At 48.1% G+C, this 26,418-nt stretch carries 23 protein-coding genes; 13 read left to right on the forward strand and 10 right to left on the reverse strand.

Annotation, left to right across the window (positions count from 1 at the left end; translation table 11 throughout):
* Positions 1-5 precede the first annotated feature (5 nt).
* The 4 genes from JAO78_RS04150 to JAO78_RS04165 all read right to left on the reverse strand — a co-directional run bounded on the left by JAO78_RS04150 (position 6) and on the right by JAO78_RS04165 (position 5,327).
* The gene (locus tag JAO78_RS04150; protein ID WP_226750093.1) at positions 6-1,154 is read right to left on the reverse strand and encodes an enoyl-CoA hydratase/isomerase family protein; all 1,149 of its coding nucleotides are present in this window, start codon (positions 1,152-1,154) and stop codon (positions 6-8) included.
* Between the two features lie 93 nt (positions 1,155-1,247).
* The gene (locus JAO78_RS04155; protein WP_226750094.1) at positions 1,248-2,405 is read right to left on the reverse strand and encodes an acyl-CoA dehydrogenase family protein; all 1,158 of its coding nucleotides are present in this window, start codon (positions 2,403-2,405) and stop codon (positions 1,248-1,250) included.
* Between the two features lie 106 nt (positions 2,406-2,511).
* A complete protein-coding gene (locus tag JAO78_RS04160) occupies positions 2,512-4,008 on the reverse strand; it encodes a CoA-acylating methylmalonate-semialdehyde dehydrogenase (protein ID WP_226750095.1) in 1,497 nt (498 codons plus the stop codon).
* A 134-nt stretch (positions 4,009-4,142) separates the two neighbouring features.
* Positions 4,143-5,327: an acetyl-CoA C-acyltransferase gene (locus JAO78_RS04165; RefSeq protein WP_226750096.1), complete on the reverse strand. Its 1,185-nt coding sequence runs from the start codon at positions 5,325-5,327 to the stop codon at positions 4,143-4,145.
* 266 nt (positions 5,328-5,593) lie between these two features.
* On the opposite strand from JAO78_RS04165, the gene JAO78_RS04170 reads away from it, so the two are divergent.
* From JAO78_RS04170 to JAO78_RS04215, 10 genes are all read left to right on the forward strand, one after another.
* Positions 5,594-5,998, forward strand: coding sequence for a MerR family transcriptional regulator (locus JAO78_RS04170; protein WP_226750097.1), 405 nt, complete (start codon positions 5,594-5,596; stop codon positions 5,996-5,998).
* Positions 5,999-6,045: 47 nt separating this feature from the next.
* Entirely contained in the window at positions 6,046-7,215 is a 1,170-nt protein-coding gene (locus JAO78_RS04175; RefSeq protein ID WP_226750098.1) for an isovaleryl-CoA dehydrogenase, read from the forward strand.
* Between the two features lie 189 nt (positions 7,216-7,404).
* Complete coding sequence (locus tag JAO78_RS04180; protein ID WP_439647499.1) at positions 7,405-9,003, forward strand: carboxyl transferase domain-containing protein; 1,599 nt, start codon at positions 7,405-7,407, stop codon at positions 9,001-9,003.
* A gap of 162 nt (positions 9,004-9,165) precedes the next feature.
* Positions 9,166-9,984 (forward strand): enoyl-CoA hydratase/isomerase family protein, encoded by an 819-nt coding sequence (locus JAO78_RS04185; protein WP_226750100.1) that lies wholly within the window; start codon positions 9,166-9,168, stop codon positions 9,982-9,984.
* A 4-nt stretch (positions 9,985-9,988) separates the two neighbouring features.
* Positions 9,989-11,974: an acetyl/propionyl/methylcrotonyl-CoA carboxylase subunit alpha gene (locus JAO78_RS04190; RefSeq protein WP_226750101.1), complete on the forward strand. Its 1,986-nt coding sequence runs from the start codon at positions 9,989-9,991 to the stop codon at positions 11,972-11,974.
* A complete protein-coding gene (locus JAO78_RS04195; protein ID WP_226750102.1) occupies positions 11,971-12,876 on the forward strand; it encodes a hydroxymethylglutaryl-CoA lyase in 906 nt (301 codons plus the stop codon). The genes JAO78_RS04190 and JAO78_RS04195 overlap by 4 nt, the downstream gene beginning before the upstream one ends.
* An 816-nt stretch (positions 12,877-13,692) precedes the next feature.
* Entirely contained in the window at positions 13,693-14,394 is a 702-nt protein-coding gene (locus JAO78_RS04200; RefSeq protein ID WP_226750103.1) for a CoA transferase subunit A, read from the forward strand.
* A gap of 10 nt (positions 14,395-14,404) precedes the next feature.
* On the forward strand, positions 14,405-15,064 hold the full coding sequence (locus JAO78_RS04205; protein ID WP_226750104.1) for a CoA transferase subunit B: 660 nt from the start codon (positions 14,405-14,407) through the stop codon (positions 15,062-15,064).
* A 172-nt stretch (positions 15,065-15,236) separates the two neighbouring features.
* Positions 15,237-15,686: a type II RES/Xre toxin-antitoxin system antitoxin gene (gene parS / locus JAO78_RS04210; protein ID WP_226750105.1), complete on the forward strand. Its 450-nt coding sequence runs from the start codon at positions 15,237-15,239 to the stop codon at positions 15,684-15,686.
* A gap of 1 nt (position 15,687) precedes the next feature.
* Positions 15,688-16,167 (forward strand): RES family NAD+ phosphorylase, encoded by a 480-nt coding sequence (locus JAO78_RS04215; RefSeq protein ID WP_226750106.1) that lies wholly within the window; start codon positions 15,688-15,690, stop codon positions 16,165-16,167.
* Here the strand turns inward: JAO78_RS04215 and JAO78_RS04220 are convergent.
* Positions 16,156-17,034: an NAD(P)-dependent oxidoreductase gene (locus JAO78_RS04220; RefSeq protein WP_226750107.1), complete on the reverse strand. Its 879-nt coding sequence runs from the start codon at positions 17,032-17,034 to the stop codon at positions 16,156-16,158. The two genes, JAO78_RS04215 and JAO78_RS04220, sit on opposite strands and share 12 nt — an antisense overlap.
* Positions 17,035-17,117: 83 nt before the next feature.
* Here JAO78_RS04220 and JAO78_RS04225 point away from each other — a divergent pair, with 83 nt between their 5' ends.
* Together JAO78_RS04225 and JAO78_RS04230 are read left to right on the forward strand one after the other, a co-directional pair.
* Positions 17,118-17,597: a glutathione peroxidase gene (locus JAO78_RS04225; RefSeq protein ID WP_226750108.1), complete on the forward strand. Its 480-nt coding sequence runs from the start codon at positions 17,118-17,120 to the stop codon at positions 17,595-17,597.
* A 70-nt stretch (positions 17,598-17,667) separates the two neighbouring features.
* Positions 17,668-18,648 carry a 2-hydroxyacid dehydrogenase gene (locus JAO78_RS04230; RefSeq protein ID WP_226750375.1) on the forward strand — a complete coding sequence of 327 codons (981 nt, stop codon included), beginning with the start codon at positions 17,668-17,670 and terminating at the stop codon, positions 18,646-18,648.
* A gap of 101 nt (positions 18,649-18,749) precedes the next feature.
* Here the strand turns inward: JAO78_RS04230 and JAO78_RS04235 are convergent, their stop codons facing one another.
* On the reverse strand, positions 18,750-19,142 hold the full coding sequence (locus JAO78_RS04235; protein ID WP_226750109.1) for a DUF2750 domain-containing protein: 393 nt from the start codon (positions 19,140-19,142) through the stop codon (positions 18,750-18,752).
* Between the two features lie 90 nt (positions 19,143-19,232).
* Positions 19,233-19,655, reverse strand: a complete 423-nt coding sequence (locus tag JAO78_RS04240) for a YqaA family protein (protein WP_226750110.1) — start codon at positions 19,653-19,655, stop codon at positions 19,233-19,235.
* Between the two features lie 209 nt (positions 19,656-19,864).
* On the opposite strand from JAO78_RS04240, the gene JAO78_RS04245 reads away from it, so the two are divergent.
* Positions 19,865-21,406: a methyl-accepting chemotaxis protein gene (locus JAO78_RS04245; protein WP_226750111.1), complete on the forward strand. Its 1,542-nt coding sequence runs from the start codon at positions 19,865-19,867 to the stop codon at positions 21,404-21,406.
* 16 nt (positions 21,407-21,422) lie between these two features.
* Here JAO78_RS04245 and rlmC read toward each other — a convergent pair whose 3' ends face one another.
* The 3 genes from rlmC to pbpC all read right to left on the reverse strand — a co-directional run bounded on the left by rlmC (position 21,423) and on the right by pbpC (position 26,417).
* Positions 21,423-22,586 carry a 23S rRNA (uracil(747)-C(5))-methyltransferase RlmC gene (gene rlmC / locus JAO78_RS04250; protein WP_226750112.1) on the reverse strand — a complete coding sequence of 388 codons (1,164 nt, stop codon included), beginning with the start codon at positions 22,584-22,586 and terminating at the stop codon, positions 21,423-21,425.
* A gap of 4 nt (positions 22,587-22,590) precedes the next feature.
* Positions 22,591-23,850 carry an alkaline phosphatase family protein gene (locus tag JAO78_RS04255; protein ID WP_226750113.1) on the reverse strand — a complete coding sequence of 420 codons (1,260 nt, stop codon included), beginning with the start codon at positions 23,848-23,850 and terminating at the stop codon, positions 22,591-22,593.
* Positions 23,851-24,020: 170 nt separating this feature from the next.
* A complete protein-coding gene (gene pbpC / locus JAO78_RS04260) occupies positions 24,021-26,417 on the reverse strand; it encodes a penicillin-binding protein 1C (RefSeq protein WP_226750114.1) in 2,397 nt (798 codons plus the stop codon).
* Between the last annotated feature and the right edge of the window lies 1 nt (position 26,418).

A 26,418-nucleotide genomic window follows, 5' to 3' on the forward strand; every position in this document is an offset into this window, starting at 1 on the left:
TTTTATTATCCTTGTTGTTTACCCAATTGTGCGAGGGGATGTGCGGCTTCTGGCCATGGCGAACGAAACAGTTCTGCCACCACTTCCACCGGCACGGCTGCGACGTCGGGATATAACCACTTAGGCTGTAAGTCTTTATCAATTAATAAAGCTCTCACACCTTCTTGAAATTCGCCTAACTTGCCACATTGCACACTTAAACCCAGTTCCAAGCGAAAACTATCGGCCAGTATTTTTGTTTGGCCCAGTTGCAATAAACGAAACACAATATGAGCGGTGATCGGGCTGCCATAGCTCAGCGACGCTTTGGCTTTAGTCAGCCATTTATCTTCACCCGGCATCGCCATAATATCATTGACCACCTCGGCTAAGGTCGCTGCGCGGGCTAAAGCCGCGATAGGCTCTTGATGCACACGGATCTGGCTAAGTGGCATTTGTGTGCGACAGCCTTGTTCTTGCACCCGCAGTGCATCAGACAGTTTCTGGTGGTTTAACGACACCGTATCACCCCAGTTAATACTGCAAAGTTTTTGCACTAACTCGGCTTTTTGCTCATGGCAAATAAATACATCCGCTAAACCAATAAAGCGCGCATCTGCGGCATTAATGGATGCACCGGTTAAACCTAAAAATAAACCACAGCCTGCCGGCATTCGATTTAAAAACCAGCTAGCGCCAACATCAGGATATAAACCGATGGCCATTTCCGGCATGGCAATACGACTGCTCGCGGTCACGATACGATGCGAAGCGCCCGCCATCAGGCCTAAACCACCGCCCATGACGATGCCATTACCCCACACTAACACGGGCTTGCCAAAGGTATGGATCAAATAATCGAGGGTGTATTCTTTGCAGAAGAAATCAGCAACATAAGGTTGAAATTGGCCCGGGGCATCCTGCATAGCTTGATACAAATCGCGAATATCGCCACCCGCACAAAAAGCTTTATCACCCGCGCCTTGTAACATCACCATAGCGACGGTTGGATCAGCTTGCCATGCTTGCAATTGTGGCAGTAAGGATTCAACCATCGGCAAGCTTAAGGCATTAAGTGATTTTTCTGAGTTGAGTGTCGCCACGCCAATCAGCTTTCCATTGGCTGCTTGCAACTCCTGATAAAGCACTACACTACTGTCAGTATTTACCAGCATAAACATTCCTTAAAAGTGTACAGTAACGCTGAGTGTAAGCCCTGTGTGTGACATAACATGGCATAAGCTCAGCGTTACCGTGATTTTTTATCGTTATAAGATATCGCCTGCCGCTTCATCTAATAAACGCCGGCCGATAATCAGCCGCATAATTTCGTTCGTACCTTCTAAGATCTGGTGTACGCGGACATCACGGAAATGCCGCTCAAGAGGATACTCTTTGATGTAACCGTAACCGCCATGCAATTGCAGTGCTTGATCACACACTTGGAAACCGACATCGGTGGCAAAACGTTTGGCCATCGCACAATAAGCGGTGGCTTCACTGTCTTGCTGATCTAATTTAAAGGCTGCTAAGCGCACCAGTTGCCGAGCCGCTACCAGTTCAGTGGCCATATCGGCCAGTTTAAACTGCAGCGCTTGAAACGCCGCTAAAGGCTTACCAAATTGCTGACGCTCTAACATATAATTACGCGCGGTATTCATCGCTTGTTGCGCTGTACCGATAGAGCAGGTCGCAATATTAATGCGGCCGCCGTCTAAGCCTTTCATAGCAAAAGAAAAACCTTCGCCTTCATTGCCTAATAAATTGTGCGCAGGAATACGCACATCTTCAAAAGTAATTAAGCGTGTAGGCTGTGCATTCCAGCCCATTTTCTCTTCGGCTTTACCGTAAATCACGCCTTTGGCATCAGCAGGTACAATAAAGGCTGATATCCCTTTAGGCCCAGCTTCTCCGGTACGCGCCATCACCACTAACACTTCGGTTTCACCCGCGCCCGAGATAAACATTTTTGAGCCATTGAGCACATAATGATCACCGTCTTTCTTCGCGCTGGTACGCAAACCTGCGGCATCAGAGCCTGAGCCAGGTTCAGTTAAGCAATAAGACGCTAGCTTTTGCCCGGTCACGAGCGACTCAACCCACTCACTTTTCGCGGTTGCCGTGCCCCAAGTTGCAATCATCCAGGTCGCCATGTTGTGAATAGTCAACATGGCCGTGGTCGCAGTACAGCCCATAGCGAGTTGTTCAAAGATAATCGACGAATCTAAGCGTGATAACCCCATACCGCCATCTTCTTCTGCGGTATACAGCGAACAAAATCCCAGTTCACCCGCTTTTTGGATCACGGCTTTTGGAAAGAAATGATCTCGATCCCACTGTGCTGCATGTGGGGCTAATTCTTGCTCAGCAAACTGCTTAGCCACATCAACAAAGGCTTGTTGATCTTCGGTTAAATTAAAATTCATAGAGATTTCCTGTACTGTTCTAAGCAAAACGGACGACGGCGCAGCTGCAAATTTTTAATGGTTTCGTCTTCGCTGTCACCGTCGCCACGTTCGCCCCTGTCAACTCTTAACGTAAATTAATCGACATATTCGGGCCTACTACCGGAATATCGTCATCGAACCAACGCGCCGTAATGGTTTTGGTCTCAGTGTAGAAGCGCACAGCTTGTTTACCATAAGCATGTTGATCGCCGTAGAACGAGCCTTTCCATCCGGTAAAGGAGAAAAAGGGTAGCGGTACTGGGATAGGAATATTAATACCCACCTGACCCACTTCTACGTTGTGCTGATACTTCCGAGCAGCGGCCCCACTGGCGGTGAAAATTGACGTGCCGTTACCAAAAGGACTGTCGTTAACTATTTTTAATGCCTCTTCTAACGAATCCACCGTCATGGTAGATAACACCGGCCCAAAGATTTCTTGCTTGTAGATTTCCATCTCGGTGGTGACATTACTGAACACGGTAGGGCCAACCCAGTTACCGTTAGGGTAGCCATCGACCACGCAGTCAGAGCCATCTAACACGCAGGTCGCGCCTTCTTTTTTACCTTGCTCAATCAGTGATAGCACGCGAGCACGCGCTTGTGGGCTAATTTGTGGGCCGTAAGCCGCATTGGCATCACTGTAATGCCCCGGACGCACTTTACCAATGGCCGCGGCCACCTCGGGGATCCACTCTGCCGCAGCACCGACAAATACGGCCACAGAAATCGCCATACAACGTTGTCCTGCCGCCCCCACAGAAGCGCCCACCAAGGCATTCACCACCTGTTGCTTATTGGCATCAGGCATAATCACCATGTGGTTTTTCGCACCGGCAAAAGCTTGTACACGCTTCAGGTTGTCAGTACCCGTTTTATAGATGTATTGACCCACGTTAACCGAGCCGACAAACGAAATCGCCTTAATATCAGGGTGATGCAAAATGGCATCCACTTGCTCTTTCGCACCGTGTACTACCTGCAATACGCCTTTTGGCGCACCGGCTTTAACAAACAGCTCGGCAATTTTGTTCACCGTCATCGGATCTTGTTCAGACGGTTTTAAAATAAAGGTATTACCACACGCAATCGCCATCGGGAACATCCACAGTGGGATCATCGCAGGAAAGTTAAATGGCGTGATGCCCGCGCAGACACCTAGCGGCTGAATATAGCTGTAGGTATCAATGCTACGTGCCACGTTTTCAACCGTTTCGCCCATCATTAAAGAAGGGATATTCGCCGCTTGCTCTACCACTTCAATACCGCGCCAAACATCGCCTTTGGCATCTTCAATGGTTTTGCCTAACTCTTCACAAATGATCTCAGCAATTTCGCCCTGATGTTCTTTTAATAAATGCGCAAAACGCATCATTAGGCGGGCACGCTCAGAGACCGGTACTTCTTTCCATGTTTGAAAAGCGGCTTTAGCTGACGCAATGGCGCGCGCCATTTCTTCAGCGGTAGCACAAGGTACTTGAGCAATCACCTGTTGCGTTGCAGGATTAGTCACTGCAATCAGTTTATCGCTCGTTGAGTTGACGAATTCGCCATCGATAAAGTGTTTAACCTGTTGTGTCATGAAGCATCTCCCGATTGTTGGGCTATACCGACGGCATATTATCTATGTCGTTATTATTTGCCGTCGGTAAATATGAATGGTTTATTGTTGCGTTGGCCGGTATAAAACACTCGGCCCACGTAGCATTGCCTTTGTTACATCACTTCCACTGCAAGCGCGACGGCTTCACCGCCACCGATACACAGTGAAGCAATACCTTTACTTAAACCGCGGTTACGCAAGGCGTGGATCAAGGTCACCAAAATACGGGCACCTGAAGCGCCAATCGGATGACCTAAGGCACAGGCACCACCGTTGACGTTAACTTTGTTATTATCTAAACCCAGCTCATTAACGGCGAGCATCGTCACCATGGCAAAGGCTTCATTGATTTCCCACAGGTCAACTTCATCTTTTTGCCAACCAGTTTTTTTCAATAATTTTTGCATCGCACCAACGGGCGCAACCGTGAAATTTTCTGGTTCAATTGAGTGCGTGCTGTGTGCTACGACGCGTGCTAAAGGTTTAGCCCCTAAGGCTTTGGCATCGTCTAAACGCATTAATACCAAGGCAGCAGCACCATCAGAAATTGAACTAGAGTTCGCAGCGGTAATAGTGCCGTCTTTGGCAAACGCCGGACGTAAAGTGGGGATTTTATCTAATTTGGCATTACCCGGTTGCTCATCGACGTTAAAGGTTATTTCGCCTTTACGCGTTTGAAAGGTAACTGGCGTAATTTCACTATCAAAGGCGCCACTGCTAATGGCACTTTGCGCTCTGGTTAGAGATTGCACCGCAAAGGCGTCCATCTGCTCGCGATTAATTGCTTTGTCATTAGCCGTGTTTTGCGCGAAACAGCCCATGGCTTTACCGTCATAGGCATTTTCTAAACCATCAAGCATCATATGGTCTTTCATTTCGCCGTGGCCCATACGGTAACCGCTACGCGCTTTGGGTAACAGGTAGGGCGCATTTGACATCGACTCCATGCCACCGGCGACCACAACATCGGCACTGCCCGCGTGTAATAAATCACTGGCTAACATCACGGCTTTTAAACCCGAGCCACACACCTTGTTAATGGTGGTTGCACCGGCACTTAGAGGTAAACCGGCTTTTAAAGTGGCTTGACGCGCCGGTGCCTGGCCTAAACCCGCGGGCAGCACATTGCCCATAATCACTTCGCTAATTTTCTCAGCAGCAATTCCTGCATCAGCCATTGCAGCTTTAATGGCCGCCGCACCTAACAGTGTAGCGTCAACCTCTGATAGACCGCCCATAAAGCCGCCCATGGCGGTACGTCTAGCAGCAACAATAACAACAGGGTTTTGCGGATTCATTCAGCTCTCCAAATCTTGGCGTTGACTTAAATAATGACACAGAGCCTACACCAAATTTACGTTTACGCCAACGTCAACTTGTTAGCACTATGGTATTACCACAGATTTAAAGTGCAAAAATCTGTACAGCGAGTGGCGTTTTGTTGGCATAAAAACTTTACAAAGAGCACTATTAACCCACTCAAACAGTGATAGCTTATGGCTGATTGCTTTACCTTTACGTAAACTTCACTTATAGTTGCCAGCACTTAGTGAGAAGGCATGCCATGAAAGAAAAAGACGAGAAAACCTACAGTATCAGCGAGCTAGCACGGGAGTTTGACATTACGACCCGTAGCATTCGTTTTTACGAAGATCAGGGTTTGATAACGCCACAGCGCGCCGGCCAAACACGAATTTACAGCAAACGTGATCGCGTTCGCTTAAAGCTTATTTTGCGCGGCAAACGCCTGGGCTTTAGTTTAGCGGAAACCGGTCAGTTGTTTGAATTGTACGATGCCGACAAAAGCAGCGTAAAACAACTCAGCACCATGTTGACCTTAATTGAGCAAAAAAAAGTCGAACTACACCAACAGATGGATGACATTAAAGTGGTGTTGATGGAGCTGGTTACCGTCGAAAAGCGCTGCCGAGAAACGCTTTCTGAAGCCAAACAACCAAAAAGCGCCTGAACCAATAAGGTTTTGGGTGATAAGCCTAATACAGATGGGGATTTAACATGATTAGCAGTTACAAAGGCCTTAATTTCGATTTAGGCGAAACCGTCGATATGATCCGTGATCAAGTAAATGCGTTTGCGCGTGAAGAAATCGCACCGCGTGCCGCGGCAATCGACGAACAGAACGAATTTCCACATGACTTATGGCGTAAATTTGGTGATTTGGGTTTATTAGGCATTACCGTGGATGAAAAATACGGTGGCTCAGGCTTAGGCTATATTGAGCACGTTATTGCCATGGAAGAAATTAGCCGCGCCTCTGCCTCAGTGGCCCTGTCTTATGGTGCTCATTCAAATCTGTGTGTGAATCAAATTTCACGCAACGGCACTGAAGCACAGAAAATGAAATACTTACCAAAACTGTGCTCGGGTGAGCATATCGGTGCCTTGGCCATGAGCGAACCAAATGCCGGCTCTGACGTAGTCAGCATGAAACTGCGCGCCGACAAGCAAGGTGATAAGTACATTTTAAACGGTAACAAAATGTGGATCACCAATGGTCCAGATGCCCATACCTATGTAATTTATGCCAAAACCGACGTCAATGCCGGTTCAAAGGGCATCACGGCTTTTATCGTGGAACGCGGTTTTAAAGGTTTTAGCCAAGCGCAAAAACTTGACAAGCTGGGCATGCGTGGCTCGAACACCTGTGAATTAGTCTTTGAAGATTGTGAAGTGCCTGCCGAAAACGTATTAGGCGAAGTTGGTCGTGGCGTACAAGTACTGATGAGCGGTTTGGATTACGAGCGCGTGGTATTAGCCGCCGGCCCGCTGGGTATTATGCAAGCCTGTATGGATGTGGTAGTGCCTTATATCCACGATCGTAAGCAATTCGGCCAATCTATTGGTGAATTCCAATTAGTACAAGGTAAGTTAGCCGACATGTATACCCGCATGAACGCGGCTCGCTCTTATGTCTACATGGTAACGAAAGCCTGTGATAGAGGCGAAACTACCCGTAAAGATGCTGCCGGCGTGATTTTATATGCGGCGGAATTAGCCACCCAAATGGCTTTAGACGCCATTCAATTACTTGGCGGTAATGGTTATATCAATGAATACCCTACCGGACGTTTGTTACGAGATGCCAAGTTGTATGAAATTGGTGCCGGTACCTCAGAAATCCGCCGCATGCTAATTGGCCGTGAACTCTTTACCGAATCTAACTAAGCTTTTAAGCCGAATTAGCAGTGGCAGCGTTAGCTTCCACTGTTTTATTCGCAATCTAGGCAAGTGAAATTAACTAAGCGAAGCGCGCGACAGATTTAACGAAACGAGCGATTAAAAGTGAGTCTGCTAAGTTGTTCCGGTTCCGCTTTGTTTAACCCGCTCTAGTATAAGGTGACTTAAGTGACCAGAATTACGTCAAAAGTAAATCCTCGCGCAGAGGATTTCCAAAAAAACGCTGCGGCGATGCAAGCCGTGGTCGATGATCTGAATAGCACAGTACAAAAAATTAAACTCGGTGGTGGTGAAGCGTTGATCGCGCGGCATACCGCACGTGGCAAGCTGTTTGTGCGCGAGCGCATCCAAAAACTGCTTGACCCGGGCTCACCCTTTTTAGAAGTAGGCCAATTTGCCGGTTGGGAATGCTATGAAGACTACGTACCCTGTGCCGGAGTGGTTGCCGGTGTAGGTCGTGTCAGTGGTGTGGAGTGCATGATCGTCGCCAATGATGCTACCGTAAAGGGCGGTACTTACTACCCGCTAACGGTAAAAAAGCATTTACGTGCGCAAGAAATTGCTGAGCGCTGTCACTTACCCTGTATTTATTTAGTCGACTCTGGCGGCGCTAACCTGCCACGCCAAGACGAAGTTTTCCCCGATAAACTGCACTTTGGGCGTATTTTCTTTAATCAAGCGAACATGTCAGCCAAAGGTATTCCGCAAATCGCGGTAGTCATGGGGCTTTGTACTGCAGGTGGCGCTTATGTGCCTGCCATGGCCGATGAAAGCATTATTGTTAAAGATCAAGGCACCATTTTTTTAGCCGGTCCACCATTGGTAAAAGCCGCCACCGGTGAAGAAGTCTCCGCCGAAGAGCTCGGCGGTGCCGATGTGCACTGTAAAATCTCCGGCGTGGCAGATCATTATGCTTTAAATGACGAACACGCCCTGCAACTTGCTCGTAATGCGGTATCCAGACTGAACCGCCCCGCACCTCAGCAAATGGATGTAAAAGCAGCGCAAGAGCCTTTATATGATGCTAAAGAGCTGTACGGCATTGTCGGTACCGACTTACGCAAACCGTTCGACGTGAAAGAAGTGATAGCTCGTATTGTCGACGGCTCAGATTTTGATGAATTTAAACAATACTACGGTGCTACCCTCGTTTGTGGTTTTGCGCGCATCTTCGGCTATCCCGTGGGCATTGTCGCCAATAACGGGATTTTATTCTCCGAATCGGCGCAAAAAGGCGCGCATTTTATTGAGCTTTGTGCTCAGCGCAAAATCCCGCTGTTGTTTTTACAAAATATCACCGGTTTTATGGTGGGTAAAAAATACGAAGCCGAAGGTATTGCCAAACACGGTGCCAAAATGGTGATGGCGGTTAGCTGCGCCAAAGTGCCGAAATTTACCGTGTTAATTGGCGGCAGTTATGGCGCCGGTAACTACGGCATGTGCGGCAGGGCTTACGATCCTACCATGATGTGGATGTGGCCGAATGCGCGCATCTCGGTAATGGGCGGTGAGCAAGCCGCCGGTGTTATGGCCCAAGTGACTAAAGATGGCTTAGCACGCAAAGGTGAAACCTTAAGTGTTGACGCTGAAAAAGCCTTGAAACAACCCATTGTTAAACAATATGAGAAACAAGGCCATCCTTACTATGCCAGTGGTCGCTTATGGGATGATGGCATTATCGATCCGGCACAAACGCGAATGACCGTCGGTTTAGCTTTAGCGGCTGCCTTAAACGCCCCAATTGAAGAAAGTCGTTTTGGTGTATTCAGAATGTAAGGTGTTACCGCAGCCAGTTTGCTTAATAGCGAGCTGGCTGCGCTGAAGTAGGTTAATCACAAAAGGTGTTTTATGTAGTAAGCAAACGCTTGCTGGCTTATCAAGCCATACCGGCAACCCCATTACTTTATAAGCAGAAAGTCTTAACTTTCGGAGATAAAAATGACCCAGGTATACACAGAAGTTAATATCGATACCCGTGGCGTAGCAACTTTAACGCTGAACCGCCCTGCTGTGCATAACGCTTTTGATGACGCGATGATCGCCGAATTAATTAATGTGATCAACGATCTCGCCAATAACGATGCCGTACGGATTATGGTACTTGCCGCCAATGGCAAAAACTTCTCTGCCGGTGCCGATTTGAATTGGATGCGCGCTATGGCGCAAAAAGATTACGATGAAAATCTGGGTGATGCCGCCGAATTAGCCACCTTAATGCACTTGCTCGATAAATTTCCAAAACCCACTATTGCTTTGGTTAACGGTGCAGCCTTTGGCGGCGCGGTTGGCTTAGTGGCTTGCTGTGATATTGCTATTGCCAGTGACAGCGCCACTTTCTGTTTAAGTGAAGTGCGCATCGGTTTAATGCCTGCCGTTATTAGCCCTTATGTGATGCGAGCATTGGGCGAGCGCGCCAGCCGTCGCTACTTTATCACTGCAGAGCGCTTCAACGCCACTACCGCACTGCAACTGGGTTTATTACATGTTGTGGTAAGTAGCGATGACATGCAGGCCTGCTGTGAAGGTTTTATTACTCAACTGCTGCAAAATAGCCCAGCGGCGATGCGTGCGGCTAAAACCTTGTTGCAAAACATCTACAACCGAAAAATTAGCAACAATGTTATTGCTCATACCCAGCAAGCGATTGCCGATATCCGCGTATCTGACGAAGGCCAAGAAGGCTTAAGCGCATTTTTAGACAAACGTACCCCAGCTTGGCAAAACGCAGTAACCACCGATGATAAGGCAGGGAAATAACATAATGTTTCGTAAGATCTTAATAGCTAACCGTGGCGAAATTGCTTGTCGCGTGATTGATACCGCACACAAATTCGGTATTCGCTGCGTGGCGGTTTATTCTGAAGCCGATACCAATGCCCGGCATGTCAGAATGGCCGACGAAGCCTACTTACTCGGCCCGGCACCAAGTAAAGACTCCTATTTACGCAGTGATAAAATCATTGCAATTGCTAAACAAAGTGGCGCCGAGGCGATTCACCCAGGTTACGGTTTCTTATCTGAAAATGAAGATTTTGCTAACGCCTGTGCGCAAGCCGGTGTGATTTTTATTGGCCCACCCGTGGCGGCCATCACCGCGATGGGCTCAAAAAGCGCGGCTAAAGAAATTATGGCGGCTGCAGGTGTGCCCTTAGTGCCGGGCTATCATGGCGACGATCAAAGCGATACCTTGTTAGCTGAAGAGTCAACCCGTATTGGTTATCCGCAATTACTGAAAGCCGCCTACGGTGGCGGCGGTAAAGGCATGCGGGTTGTTTGGAACAAAGACGAATTTGCCGCTGCTTTGGCCAGTGCCCGACGTGAAGCCAAAGCCGGCTTTGGCAATGATAAAATGCTAATTGAGCGCTACTTAACCAAACCGCGCCATATTGAAATTCAAGTATTTGCCGATAATCACGGCAATGCGGTGTATTTGGCTGAGCGTGATTGCTCTATTCAGCGTCGGCATCAAAAAGTGATTGAAGAAGCCCCAGCCCCCAATTTTAGCGCTGAGCAGCGTAAAGCCATGGGCGAAGCTGCTGTAAAAGCCGCTAAAGCCATTGATTATCGTGGCGCTGGTACGGTGGAGTTCTTATTTGACGAAGACGGTTCTTTCTACTTTATGGAAATGAACACCCGCTTGCAAGTTGAGCACCCTGTGACAGAAATGATCACCGGCCAAGACTTAGTAAAATGGCAATTATTAGTGGCCGCGGGCGAGCCTCTGCCATTGGCACAACAGGATATTCAATTAGACGGCCATGCCATTGAAGTGCGCGTTTATGCCGAAGATCCGGATAATGACTTTTTACCGGCTACCGGCAAACTGACTTACTTACGTCAACCCGAAGCGAATCGCCATGTGCGGGTCGATACCGGCGTGGTCGAAAACGATGAAGTGTCGCCCTTTTACGATCCGATGATTGCCAAGCTGATTGTTTGGGATGAAAGCCGTGACCGCGCCATTGCCCGCATGCTGCGCGCCTTGGATGATTACCGTATCGCCGGTGTGACGACCAACCTGAGCTTTTTAACCAGCCTGACCGAACACCCTGCGTTTAAAGCTGCACAGCTAGATACTAACTTTATCACTCAGCATCAAGAAAGCTTATTTGCCCCAGCGAATAATGAAACCAATCAAGCCTTAGTACTGGCTGCATTGTTTGTTTTACAACAACAAAAAGCCCCCAGCTGCAGTCATACAACTTTTAGCCCATGGCAATTTAGCCATGGCTGGCGTTTAAATGAAATGCCGACCGTTCACATTGCTTTGCATTATGGCGAACAGAAACAAACACTGACTATTCAGCAACATGAGCAGCATTATGTTATTGATGTGCAGGGCCAACAATTATGCTGTACCGCCGAGCTTATCGGTGATGAACTTAGCGCCGTGTTAGGTGATCATCGTACCAAGGTGCGGGTAAGCCAATATGGCGACACCATCAGCATCTTTATTAAGCATCAGCGCTACGACTTTATCTATCAAACCGAAGTCGCTACCGAAGTTGATGGTAGCGAGCATGCCGGCAGCTTAACCGCGCCGATGAACGGCACTATTGTGGCGGTCATGGTTGAAGCTGGCGCCAAAGTTAAAGCCGGTGAGACCTTAGTGATCATGGAAGCCATGAAAATGGAATACAGTATCAAAGCACCGAAAGATGGCGTAGTAAATCAGCTGTTTTACCGTGCCGGTGAGCTGGTACAAGACGGTGCAGAACTGGTCGATTTTACAGCGGAGGAGCAATGAGTTTTCCTAAAGCCGTGCGCCTAGTGGAAGTGGGCCCTCGCGATGGTTTGCAAAACGAGCAAAATGTTAGCACCGACGCAAAAGTGCAGCTAATCAATATGCTCAGCGCTGCAGGCCATTGCTATATTGAAAGTGGCGCCTTTGTCTCCCCCAAATGGGTACCGCAAATGGCCGACTCAGCCGAGGTGTTCGCCGGTATTTCGCGCGGTGCTAATATCACCTATGCTGCCCTCACACCCAATTTAAAAGGTTACGAAGCCGCTAAAGCGGCCGGTGCCACTGAAGTAGCCATCTTTGGCGCCGCATCAGAAGCCTTTAGTCAAAAAAACATTAATTGCTCGATCAGTGAAAGCTTGGCGCGTTTTGCGCCGGTACTGGATGCAGCAAAAGCAGATGGCATTAAAGTACGAGGGTACATTTCTTGCGTCGTCGGTTGCCCCTATCAGGGTGACGTTGCGCCAAGCGAGGTCGCTCGAGTTGCCAAAGCGCTGCTAGAAATGGGCTGCTATGAAATTTCGCTAGGTGACACCATCGGGGTTGGTACCCCGCTTAAGGTGAATGCCATGCTGGACGCCGTGCTCAAAGTGGCGCCTGTCGAACAACTCGCAGTGCATTTTCATGACACCTATGGCCAAGCCTTAACCAATATTTATGTGGCACTCAGTCGTGGCATTAGCGTGATTGACAGCGCCGTAGCCGGTTTAGGCGGCTGCCCTTACGCTGCAGGTGCCTCAGGCAATGTGGCCACTGAAGATGTGGTGTATTTATTAAATGGCTTGGGCATTGAGCACGGTGTGGATTTAGACGCTTTAGCCGCTGCAGGTGGGTTTATTACCGAGCAATTGGGTAAAACTACGAACTCAAAAGTAGGCTTAGCTCTTAGCGCTAAATGCGCAAGTTAGCATAGTGTTGGCTGTCACACTGGGCTCATAAAATCTGGGCTCAGCAAGGTCACTACTAACACAAAGCGCAGCACAATTTTTGATGGGACCGTGTTTTTTAGGGATGAAAAACAGGAGCGTACAAGGATGTATTGACAGCGTGTCCCAACAAAATTGGGCGCAGCGGCAGTGCTAGTTAGACAAAGCGCAGCACAATTTTTGGTGGGACCGTGTTTTTCATGGATGAAAAACAGGAGCGTACAAGGATGTATTCACAGCGTGTCCCAACAAAATTGGGCGCAGCGACAGTGCCAGTCAGACAAAGCGCAGCACAATTCAAGAAGGCAAGGATTTAACTAAGCACTTAGTGCTAAAGTAGGATTGGCACAAGGTGCATGTAACCTTCAAACTAATACCATAAACAAAGCATATTATCGTAGTCTTTAATAAAAAAATTGATGACATGCAATGACTTGCTTAGACAACTTGCTAGCTAAAACAAAACAACAAGGATTGAGTAGCACAATTTCGTCGGGACCGTGTTTTTCATGGATGAAAAACAGGAGCGTACAGGGAAGTATTTACAGCGTGTCCCGACAAATTCGTGCAATTCAATCCGTGTCATTGACATGATGACAAGGTGATATGTACACGACGCGGTGCTCCGGCTATTTATTCTGAGGTACGCCGTAAACCCGTCCCTGGGGGCTCCATTCAGGCATCCATACCTTCAAGGACCCTCAGAACAAAAGCCATACTCACCGCGTCTTTATGGCTGCAGCAGATAATCAAACACTCCAAGTAAGTTTGTTATTAAAACACGACAGAGGACACAAAATGGCAGGGTTTAATAAAGTCGTACATAGCTACGAAGAGGCCATGGCAGGCTTGCAAGACGGCATGACCGTTATTGCCGGCGGCTTTGGCTTATGCGGTATCCCAGAAGGGCTTATCGCCCAAATCAAAAAAATGGGGACCACCGACTTAACTGTGGTATCTAACAACTGCGGTGTTGACGGTTTTGGTTTAGGCGTATTACTCGAAGATCGTCAAATCAAAAAAATGGTCGCCTCTTATGTAGGTGAAAACGCCCTGTTTGAAAAACAATTACTCAGCGGCGAACTTGAGGTGGAATTAACACCACAAGGCACTTTGGCCGAAAAAATGCGTGCTGGCGGTGCCGGTATCCCGGCATTTTTCACTGCTACCGGTTACGGTACACCGGTGGCCGAAGGCAAAGAAACGCGTGAAATCAACGGCCGTCATTACGTATTAGAAGAAGCCATTACCGGCGACTTTGCCATTGTACGTGCATGGAAAGCCGACCGTTATGGCAACTTAGTGTTCCGCCATACCTCAATGAATTTTAACCCGATGGCCGCTACAGCCGGCAAAATCACCGTGGCCGAAGTGGAAGAAATTGTCGAGCCTGGCGAATTAGAGCCGTCACAAATTCATACTCCGGGTATTTATGTTCAGCGCGTGATCAAAGGCAACTTTGAAAAACGCATTGAACGTCGTATGGTTCGTAAAGATTAAGGAGGCAGCAATGGCTTTATCACGTGAACAAGTTGCCATGCGTGTCGCGCAGGAGCTTAAAGACGGTTACTACGTCAATCTCGGGATCGGTATCCCAACCTTAGTCGCAAACTATGTACCCGCCGGTATTGAAGTGATGCTGCAATCCGAAAACGGTTTACTCGGTATGGGGCCCTACCCAACCGAAGCAGAGCTGGATGCCGATATGATCAATGCCGGTAAAGAAACCGTCACCGCCATCAAGGGCGCGGCGATTTTCAGCTCGGCTGAAAGCTTTGCCATGATCCGCGGCGGTCATGTCGATTTAACCGTACTAGGCGCTTTCGAAGTGGATCAAAACGGCAATATTGCCAGCTGGATGATCCCCGGCAAGCTGGTTAAAGGTATGGGCGGCGCCATGGACTTAGTGGCCGGTGCACTCAACATCGTGGTCACCATGACGCACGCCGATAAATACGGTAACAGCAAGTTGCTGACAGATTGCACCTTGCCATTAACCGGTGTCGGTTGTGTGAAGAAAATCGTTACCGATCTGGCGGTACTAGAAGTGCGGGATGGCGCCTTTCATTTACTTGAGCGTGCGCCTGGCATTAGCGTGGAAGAGATCCAACAAAAAACGGCAGGTAAACTGATCGTTAATGGCATTATTCCAGAAATGGTATTTAATTAAGTTAGCCATAAACAGATATTAGGGCGCGAGTACAGCTAAGGCTGATCAGTTTGGTGTTTTCCATAACACCTTTTATTTAACTGACAGGCATTGTTGATATCGCGCCTTTTTTTGACCAAGTAAATATCATATGATAGAGTCAGCACATACCAACTGATAAATCAGGTGTATTATGACCGCGCAAGTTCATGAGTTTATTCCAAGCCACTACGCTAGCCCGAACCTCTGGCAACAGCTAGGCATTGCCGAGCGCGGGCCTAAATTGTATCAAGCGTTACATAACGGCTTTCATTACAACGTATTTGAAAAACTCGCTTTATCGGCACAGCTCGATAAAAAACAACTGGCTCAAGTGTGTCAATTAGCGCCCGCAACACTGGCTCGTCGCGCGAAAAGTGGCCATTTTACTCAAGATGAAAGTGATCGTTTATACCGTTTCGCTACCGTACTGGTGGCCGCAAATGCTCTTTTTGCACAGGATAGCGCAGCCACTAAACGCTGGTTAACCGAGCCGGTGTATGGCCTATGTGATAAAACCCCGCTCGATATGCTCAGTACCTCTGCCGAAAGCCAAGCCGTCTTAGATTTAATCGGCCGCTTGTCACATGGCGTTTTTGCCTAAGATGTCCGCAAAAAACACTGTTCAGCTTTATCGATTAGTGCATCAACAATGGGCAGCACAGGCTTTTGATGGCGAAGGGGCCTATTTATATGGTGGGCGTTGGAATAACAAAGGTCAGCGTTGTATTTATACGGCAGGCTCTGAAGCGTTAGCCGTTTTAGAGATCTTGGTGCATTTAAATAATCGAGCGGCACTGCGCCAATATCGTTTATTTCAACTAAGTGTAGACAGCAGCGCCGTGTTGCAACTGAGCCAAGAGAACCTGCCCGCAAATTGGCGCGCCCAACCGGCTGGGGCTGATACAGCCCGTTTAGGCGATGATTGGCTGCAGCAAAAGGCCAGCTTAGCTTTAGCGGTGCCCAGCGTGTTGGCACCGCGTGAAACCAATATTTTATTAAACCCGCAGCATAGCCAATTTAAAGGCTGCCTCAGCAGCCTTGTTGAATTGGAATTTATGCCCGATCCACGCTTAACGCTTTAACCGCGCCAGCAAACTCGAAGTATCCCAGCGACCACCACCAAGCTGTTGCACTTCACTATAAAACTGATCAACCAATGCGGTTAGGGGTAAATGACTGCCATTTTTGCGCGCTTCATTCAGCGCAATCGACAAGTCTTTACGCATCCAATCCACGGCAAAACCAAAATCATATTCTCCGGCCAACATGGTAAGCGAGCGGTTTTGCATTTGCCAGGACGAAGCCGCGCCTTGAGAGATCACCTCGACCACCGCCGCGCCGTCTAAACCGGCATTTTGGGCAAAATTCAGTGCTTCGGCCAAGCCTTGTACCACCCCAGCAATACAAATTTGATTGACCATTTTAGCTAACTGGCCATTGCCCGCGGGGCCCAATAATTTTACGCAGCGCGCATAACTTTGCATGGCGGTTTCAGCTTTGACATAGGCTGCGGGTTCGCCCCCAACCATCACAGTTAAAATGCCTTTTTCTGCACCCGCTTGGCCACCTGATACCGGCGCATCTAAAAAGCCTAACTGCTGTTTAGCACAAGCCATGGCCAGTTCACGTGCTAAATCAGCCGACGCTGTGGTATGGTCAATTAATACCGCGCCAGCCTGCATGCTTGCTAACACACCGTGCTCGCCATACACCACCGAGCGCACATCATCGTCGTTACCTACACAAACAAACACTAAGCTCGCGCCACTGGCTGCAGCGGCTGGCGTTGCAGCAGCCTCACCTTGGTAGTGTTCAACCCACTTTGCCGCCTTGCTTGAGGTGCGGTTATATACGCTGACTGCATAGCCTTTTTGTTGCAAATAACCCGCCATTGGGAAACCCATTACACCTAAGCCGATAAAGGCCACTTTCACTGCTTGATTTGACATATAACTGACTCAAAAATATGACATACTGTGGTTATAGCTTACTAAGTTCTCCAACCAATGAACAGCAAATAAAAGGATCTGCAATGCCCTCTATCTATGATTTTACTGTGCAAGATAACCAAGGACAGCCCATCGAACTCAGTCAATATCGCGATAAGGTGCTGTTAATCGTCAATACCGCCAGCAAATGCGGTTTTACGCCGCAATATAAAGAGCTAGAAGCCCTCTATCAGCAGTATCACACGCAAGGTTTGGTGATTTTAGCCTTCCCCTGTAATCAGTTTGGTGGGCAAGAACCTGCTGGCAATTCTGAGATCCAACAGTTTTGTGAAATCAATTTCGGGCTAAGTTTCCCATTAATGGCTAAACTGAATGTTAATGGGCCTGATACCGCGCCCCTGTTTGATTATCTTAAAGAGCATGCCCGTGGTTTACTGAAAAGCAGAGCGATAAAATGGAACTTTACCAAGTTTTTGGTAAATAAAGAGGGGATGGTAGTAAAACGTTATGCACCGCGCACTAAACCCGCCAGCATAGCGCCGGCCATCGAAGAATTACTGTAAATTTGATCTGGCGCTAATTATGACCGAACAAGATACCCTACACTATCCGCAATCTGATGGGAGATTGCCGATGAAAATCGCTGTATTCAGTGCCAAAAAATACGATAAAGAAGGGTTCAGCCAATGGGCTGATCCCAGTCTTCAATTTCACTATATTGAAAGCCGACTTAACCTAGAACACCTTAAACTGGCGCAGGGCTGCCATGCTATCTGCGCCTTCGTTAATGATGATTTATCAGCGCCAGTGTTAGAGCAGATGTCAGTGATGGGCATCGAAATGGTTGCATTGCGCTGCGCCGGCTTTAATAACGTCGATTTAGACACCGCCAAAGCCTTAGGTATCCGCATCGCAAGGGTCCCCGCTTACTCGCCTGAGGCAGTAGCAGAGCATACCGTCGCGATGATGCTGACGCTTAATCGCAAATTACATAAAGCTTACAACCGCGTGCGCGATGACAATTTCGCCTTAGACGGTTTATTAGGTTTTAATATGCATGGTAAAACGGTGGGCATCATTGGTACTGGCCGCATCGGGCTGGCAACCGCTCGGATCTTAAAAGGCTTTGGTTGCAAACTGCTTTGCTATGATATTAAACCTGATCCGGAATTGGCCGAGCATTACACCAGCTTAACCGCGCTTTATCAGCAAAGTGACATTATTAGTTTGCACTGCCCACTGTCACCACAAAGCCAATATATCATTAATGCCAATAGCCTTAACTTGATGAAAGAAGGCGTGATGCTGATTAATACCAGCCGCGGTGCATTAATTGATACTAAAGCCGTTATCGATGGTTTAAAAAATCGTAAAATTGGTTATTTAGGCTTAGATGTGTACGAGCAAGAAGCGGATATTTTCTTTGAGAACTTATCAGAGCAGATGATTGATGATGAAGTGTTTAAGCGCTTATTAACCTTTTCCAATGTATTAATTACTGGGCATCAGGCATTTTTTACCAAAGAGGCGTTACAGCAAATTAGCCATATTACCAGTGAAAACTTGTTAGCTTATGCCAGTGGCAGTTTTAACGGTAACGAGTTGGCTAACTAGTCGCAATGGGTGTAATAAGCAGCCATTGCGACTTCTCTATCATCGAGATTAGCAACGTTAAGCCGCAACACTGCACTTAACGATGATCATCGCCAACGAAGTTAGGCGTCGTCGCTGGTTTCATCAACCAGCGTTTCAGCCATTTCATCTGGGGAAACCACCACACCTGGACCATCCGCGTCTGGCAATACGGCAATACTTAACTCATCACCATTTAAGCCTTCAGTCCACTTGCTTAACCAGGTTTCTAAATCCACGGCTTGCGCTTGGCAGTTTGACCATTCGCCTTCAATCCACTGCTCAGCTAACTCAAGGTGTGGCCATACTGGGATACAACGTTCATCTTCGGCACTGACTAAAACAAAACCTTCATCATCTGTTAGGATCCAGATCTGCTGTAAATCTGCAACGGCTTGAATAAAGTAGTCGTAACGTTGCTCTGCATCAAGCGCCGTAATGCGTGCTAACTCTTCTGCCGATAATTGGTATTCCATGTGTCTATCCCATACTGTCAATAATAAGGTTAATGATGACGGATCTGCCGGCATAATGCCATCAGAAAAAGCATTAGCGTAGCGCTTAGCTTAAAAAAAGGACAGTGCTAGCAATATCAACACGGCATAACGCAAAGCCTTACCGATAGCCACTAACAGCAAAAATATCGAAAAAGGCATTTTTAACACGCCTGCAATCATCGTTAGGGGATCGCCTACTACCGGCAGCCAAGATAACAACAAACTCCAGCGGCCGTAACGCAAAAACAGTCGCTCGGCACGCGCTAATTGGCTTGTCGATACTGGAAACCAGCGTTTATGCTGGTATAAACGTAGTTTTTGACCAAGCCACCAATTCACGCAAGAGCCTAAAGTGTTGCCCAAGGTAGCGCTTAGCCACAACAACAACGCGACATGCCCCTGTTGCAGTAAAGCCAGTAACAGCAACTCTGAAGAGGCCGGAAAGATCGTAGCAGCAATAAAGCCGGTTAAAAATAACAAAAAATAAGCCAAAACGTCTACCTTTTACTCTATGGAGATGCGACCAAGCGTTTTAATCGTGCCGTTGCTTATAGCGACAAAAAAATCAGCGCAACATTGCCCTCATTATTAGTATAAAACAATTGCTTGGCTATACTTTAGTCGCAGCACACTGAGCACGCATTGACTTTGCTAACGCTTTTACCGAATCTGCTTAATCATATAAAAAATTGGGAGTCATCATGCCGCTAAAGTTGACACAACACCTGCTGTTTTTAGTGCTGTTAGCACTCAGTCAACTGCTGTTGCTCTGGCTAGACTATGCCAAGGTAGCAGTAGGCTTATCTTTTTTACTTACCGCTTTCTATTTGTATGCCGTCTCGAAATCTGTACAACCCGACTCGCCGCTTGAAACAAAGACAACACATCAGCCGGTTTTAAATGACATTTCAACTGCCACCTCAAAAATGGCCATTGGTGCCGCTGAAGTGTCATTTTATATTGATGGCTTAATTAAAGATATTCAACAAAGTGGTCAAGATAGCCAGCAAATTGCCAACGCGACCAGCGCGGTAGCCGATACCAGCAGTAAACTTAATCACAATTTGCAAACCATCAACCTTGCGCTCACTCAAACCGCCAGTGCCAGTTTACAAGCGGATCAGAAATTACAATCCGGTGTGGATAAAATACAACAGCTCGCCCAAGCCGTTAGCCATGCGGCGAACGAATTGTCTGCCCTGCGCGGTAATGCGGATAAAATTCAGCACATTACTCAAGTTATTGATAATGTCGCGGCACAAACCAATTTGCTGGCACTGAATGCGGCCATTGAAGCGGCAAGAGCGGGTGAACAAGGACGCGGTTTTGCCGTGGTCGCCGATGAAGTGAGAGCCTTAGCCGGCAAAACGGCGAATGCCACCAAAGATATTGGCAGTATGCTGGCCGATATTCGCTCACAAAGCGCGCATACAGCAAATTTGATGACCCAATTAGAAGAAGCCAGCCATCAGGTGCAGTTAGAGTTACAAGATGTTGCCAACGGCGTACAGCATATCAGTCAGGAGGTCAGTCAATCGTCTACCACCTTAAACCAAATTGAACACCTCAGTGCCGATCTTGAACAAAACAGTGTGCAGATCAGTAGCGCTATCAGTAATATCAGCCAAGCACTGCAGGCTATCGAGCAAAAAGGCGGCAGTATTGCCAGTCAAGCTATTGATGTCTCAGTAGAAACCGAAACCATTTATCGCGCCCTTAGCCAGCAACAACACGATGCTTTTTATCAACCGATCTTACAAGAAGCACAACAAGCGGCAAGTGCTATTGGCGAGTTACTGCAAGAAGCGATCAGTCAGGGTAAATTTAGCCAGCAACAATTATTTGCCGAGCAATATCAGCCTATTGCTAACACCAACCCGCAAAAATATCATACCGCCTATGATAAATTTACCGATGAAGCCTTCCCGGCCATTCAAGAAGCCATTTTGGCTCGACAGTCCAACGTCACCTATGCAGGGGCGGTCGACCGTAAAGGCTATTTCCCTACGCATAATCGTAAATTTAGCCAAGCATTAACCGGTAATTATCAAAAAGACTTACTGCAAAATCGTACCAAACGCATTTTTAATGATCGTACGGGCAGCCGCTGTGGCAGTAATACCGAAGAGATGTTGTTACAAACGTACAAGCGCGATACCGGAGAGATCATGCACGATCTGTCGGTTCCCATTTATGTGGCCGGTAAACACTGGGGTGGTTTTCGTATTGGCTTTACTCGCTAAGTGTGTTTGGCAATGTTCAGCGCCGAACTAATAAGGTCAGCACCTCGGCATGGCTGCTATGAGCAAACAGATCGAACAGCTGGGCTTTGACTAAGCGATAGCTTTTTAGCTGCGCTATATCAGCGGCTAAACTGTGTACGTTGCAACTAGAATACAGCATAAAACGCGGTTGTAACCGTGTGATATCGGCACATAACGCGTCGCCTAACCCCCGCCTAGGTGGGTTAACGACTAATAAATCAGGGGCCTGTGCGGCGGCATGGGCAAAAGCCGCAGAGTCTAACGCTTGAAAACGCACCTGAGTAAGCCCCAACTCGCTGGCCGCTTGCTCAGCACTGGCTATGGCAGCGGCGGCAATTTCAATACCGGTTAACGTGGGTTGTTGCCCTGTTACTGCCGTTAATTGGCTTGCTAAGTGCAGTCCAAAGCCACCAACACCACAAAACAAATCCCAGATCTGTTCAAATGGCTCACCTTGTTGCTGTAACTCAACCGCCCAAGTTGCGGCGGTATCATATAGTGCTGCCGCTAAGCTGGGGTTGGTTTGAAAAAAGCTTTGGGGTGATAAATACAACGGCACCTGGTTTAATTGCTCGCGCAGCAAGCGCTCTGTTGTAAGCACAATCTCTTCTGCCCCTTCTAACAGCGCGGCAGGTTGTGGCTGCAAATTAATACTAACCACGGCTATAGCGGGTACTTGCGCTAACAAGCGCGGTAAATACTTTTGAATAACCGCTAAATGATTTTTTGAACGCAGCACAAAACGCAGCATAAAACGGCCGCTATGCTGGCTTTGACTCAGTAAAACAAATTTAAGCTCACCACAACGCTGTTGCACCTGGTAAGGCTGCAGTTTAGCTAACACGATAAAATCTTTAATAGCGGCAAATACGTCAGCAAAGTGCTCTGGATATAACGGGCAATCGGCCAAATCGACCGCTTCGTTTTGCTGATTAACAATCCCCAGTATTGGGGCATCTGTCGTGCCAAGCACCACCATTTTGGCTTTATAACGAAAACCCTGCTCGCTACTGGCGATGGGCGCTAATAACTGAAAAGGCGCAAAAGCAGCCAATACCTCCACTAACTGGTGCTGTTTGTTAGCCAGTTGTGTGGCATAAGGCTGCGCTAACCATTGGCAGGACTGGCATCGACCTGCCATAAAATGGGCACACTGCACAATATTATTCCTCAGCCAGCATCAAAGCTATAGCTGCAGGATCACCATCATTCGGGGCAGGTTCAATTTGCAATACCGCTGCCATCACATTATAGATATCAACCATACTGAGCTTCTCAACGGCGGTGGCTTTTTTAAAGGCCGGGCCTATAGCAATCAAGGTCGTTTGCATATCTGCTTCGCTATTATCATAACCATGGCTACCACGCGGGTCTAAATAAGTGGGATCGGCTTTTAAGCGAGCTAAAGCACTTTGACGCACAAAAATCCACGGCTGTTCAGCCAATAAAAAAATCGGTGCGATACGGCTATGCTGCTGATAATGAAAGCGCGCTGGGAAATCAGCTTTACGATATAAGCGCATTTGCTCAGGGTTATAACGCTCAGCAATTTGCTGATACAGCGTGTCTTCTGCACCCTCTTTCGGGAAAATACTGATCAACTCACGTGAAAGCCGCACATTTAACGCTAACTCTGCTGAGAATAACTCATCAGCAACAATATGCTGGCGCTGATCCACTTCAGCCATGCCATGATCTGAGCTGATAATCAGATTCAACTCACCAGCTTGACCACGAGCAGTTAAAGTTTGCATCAAATAGGCGACCTCAGCATCCACATCGGCTAAGGCTTGCGCCGTTTGTGCGGATAAGGGGCCAAAATCATGCCCAGCTGAGTCCACATCGCTGAAATATAACGTAATTACCTTAGGACGCTCAGCATAAGGTAACGCTAACCAATCAAGCACTTGCTGGGTACGCTGACGATTTGGCGTATCATGCTCATAGGGAAACCAGTAACTTGGGCGCAGGCCATTGATTTCAGCTTCAGTACCTGGATAAAAATAAGTGGCCGCCATCTTACCTTGGCGCTCAGCCGTGATCCAAATAGGCTCACCCTGCCACCAGAAACCATCCCCGACTTCCTCTGACTTACTCAAAGCAAACATACGGCCCGTTGCCGGATCATAGATAGAGTTATCCACAATACCGTGCTTTTCTGGGTGTAAACCGGTTACCAAAGAATAATGATTAGGAAAGGTTTTGCTTGGGAAGACCGGTTGTAACTGTTTCACCTGCACGCCGGCTGTTGCTAGCTGAGAGAGAGTCGGAGCTTGATGCAGTTGCAAATAATCGTGACGCAAACCATCAATTGAAATAATTAACAAGCTGGTCTGTGCCGCGTCTTTTGCCGCTGACTCGGTTTGTTCGGGTTTAGCGCAAGACACTAACAACAGCAGCATAACAACAGTTAAAAATCGCATGAAACTAACCTTTTATTAGCGGAAAACCCACAAAGCCAAAGCATTAGCCTGCCCAGTGCTGCGGTAAACCCATGGCGAAAGTACACATGGCTGCAAACGCAGCATGCAATTTGGTAAAGGCGATCAGTTTACTGCTTTTTCAAAGGCGCTTCATGCCATTTTGCCCAAAATTATTGCACGTTCAACGTAATTTCACTGCTGCCGCCTAAATCATCCTGTACCCGTAACTGATATTCTCCGGCACTGGCTGACCAAAATAAGGTTTCATTCGCGCTAACCGCCCCTAAAAAACGCTTCCCAGCAAACCAATAACTTTGTGTGGCGGCGCCATCTAAGCGCACCTGTAAGGCTAATGGCCGGCCGGCTTGAGCAAAATAAGTTAAACCCGCTTGGGGCGACAAAATCTGCGGTGGTTTTGCTTGGCTTTGGGTTAACTGTGAACATGGGCTGGCGTAAGCGGGCGGTTGCTGTAAACGCACACCTGCTTGCTGATACAAGGCCGCAATATCAGAGGGCCAAAACTCAAATATCTGTAACTCGGTTAACGGCGGTTGATGGTAACAAGCACGCAAGCCTGAAGCGCGAAAAATCGGCACTGGCCGATGTAACTCTGACAAAGCAACCGGTGATACGCCAGGGATCACCCAACCCAGCTCAGTCGCTGGGCAAAAGCGATTGGGTAATTGAAAACTTTGCCGACACAGCGCAACTTGGCGTAAGTTAAGCTTTTCCGACACCGCAAACAGCTGCTGATTCGCGTGTTGTTGCTCACCGAGTAGCGGTAATAACGAAAAGAACAAAGGTGCCGCTACCGTGCGCCCCACTAAATTCGGGTTGCTGCTGCCATCAAAGTTGCCAAGCCAAACGGCCACCACGTAATCACCATAGAGCCCCAAGGTCCAAGCATCGCGATACGCATAAGAGGTGCCCGTTTTCCAAGCGACGGGCGGGCTATCGGTCAGCGCAGCTAACCGCGCATTTTGTAAGGCGGGCTGACTACTGAGCATCTGTAAGGTTAAAAACGCCGCTTCGGGCAATAAGCCAGCGTTATTCTCTGCTGCTACCCTCTTTTTTAGTTCTTGGGAGGTTATCTCAACAACATCTGGGGGGGGATTGGCTGTTACCGTCCACGGCTTAGTCTCTATGCTCACGGATTGTGTCATTGCAACCTTGGTGGTCGCCTCGCTGGCAAGCCACTGCAAATCACGATACTGCCCTTGATTGCCGAGCATGGCATATAAACGCACCATTTGTTGCATCGACAACTCCAGTCCGCCCAGAGCTAAGGCTAAACCATAATAGTTGGCGTCTTGCGGTAAGCGAACCCCATTAGCCCCGAGCCATTGGTAGAAATCAGGTTGTGCTAACTTTGCTTGTAAAGTGACCGCCGGCACATTTCGACTTTGCACCAAGGCTGCTGTGGCGGTTAACGGGCCTTGAAAACGGCGATCGAAATTCTCTGGGCTGAACAGGCCAAAGCGCTGTGGTAGATCTTTTAATAAGCTTTTCGGGTGAATATGCCCTTGCTGTAACGCTAAGGCATAAATAAAAGGTTTTAGGGCTGAGCCTGGTGAACGTAGTGCCGCGGTACCATCGACTTGCCCCGCTATCTCGCGATTATAAAAATCGGCAGAGCCAATATAGGCTTTGATCTGCATGGTTGGGCGGTGCACCACGAGCACGCTGGCGTTACGCAGCCCTAAACGCTGTTGCTGGCGCAAATAGGTGTCGACCTGTTGCTGCACTTGCTGCTGTAAATGCCAATCTAAACTACTGTGCAACGGGCCACTGGGTTGTTGCACAGCCAGTGCTTGCACAAAATGGGGGGCGGTGAAAGGCAAGTCGGAGCGGCGTTTAAAACGAAGTGGGATCTGCAATAACTGCTGCTCACTTGCTGTTAACGGATAATACTGATGCCATATTTGCAGTAACCGGGCTCGCGCCGCTTCCAGTTGTGCCGCGCCGTTTTGCCGCTCAGGATTACGCTGTAGCGGGTTTTGTGGGATCACCGCCAGCGCTAAGGCTTCAGCCGTGCTGAGTTCTGCGGCAGTCTTACCAAAGTAAATCAGGCTAGCGGCAGCCACGCTTTCGATGTTGCCACCGTATGGCGCGTAATTTAAATAGGCTTCTAAAATGGCATCTTTGTTGAAATGCCGTTCTAAATACAAAGCCAAGCCAATTTGCTGTAATTTGCCCAGCACAGTTTGACTGTCAATTCCGTAATGTAAACGGGCTAATTGCATGGTAATGGTCGACGCCCCTTGCCGTCGCCCGCCTTTTACAACACCTTGCCAAAAAGCGCGAGCCAATGCGGGCAGATCCAAACCAAAATGCTGGTAAAAGCGACGATCTTCATATAACAAGGTGGCTTGCTGTAAGGCTGGGGCCATATCGGTTAGCGCCAGTCGTAACCGGTAACGTTCATCCGATGCCGGACGCAGTGCTAACAATTGGCCGCCTGCAGCAAAAACCGCTTGGCTTTGTGCATACTGGGCATACAGCTGCGGTTTGGCCGTAAACAAGGGTAAGCCATACCAAAACAACGCCAATAGCGCGACTAAGACCAAC

It is taken from the genome of Alishewanella maricola, assembly GCF_016343785.1.
GTDB classification, from domain to species: Bacteria; Pseudomonadota; Gammaproteobacteria; order Enterobacterales; family Alteromonadaceae; genus Alishewanella; species Alishewanella maricola.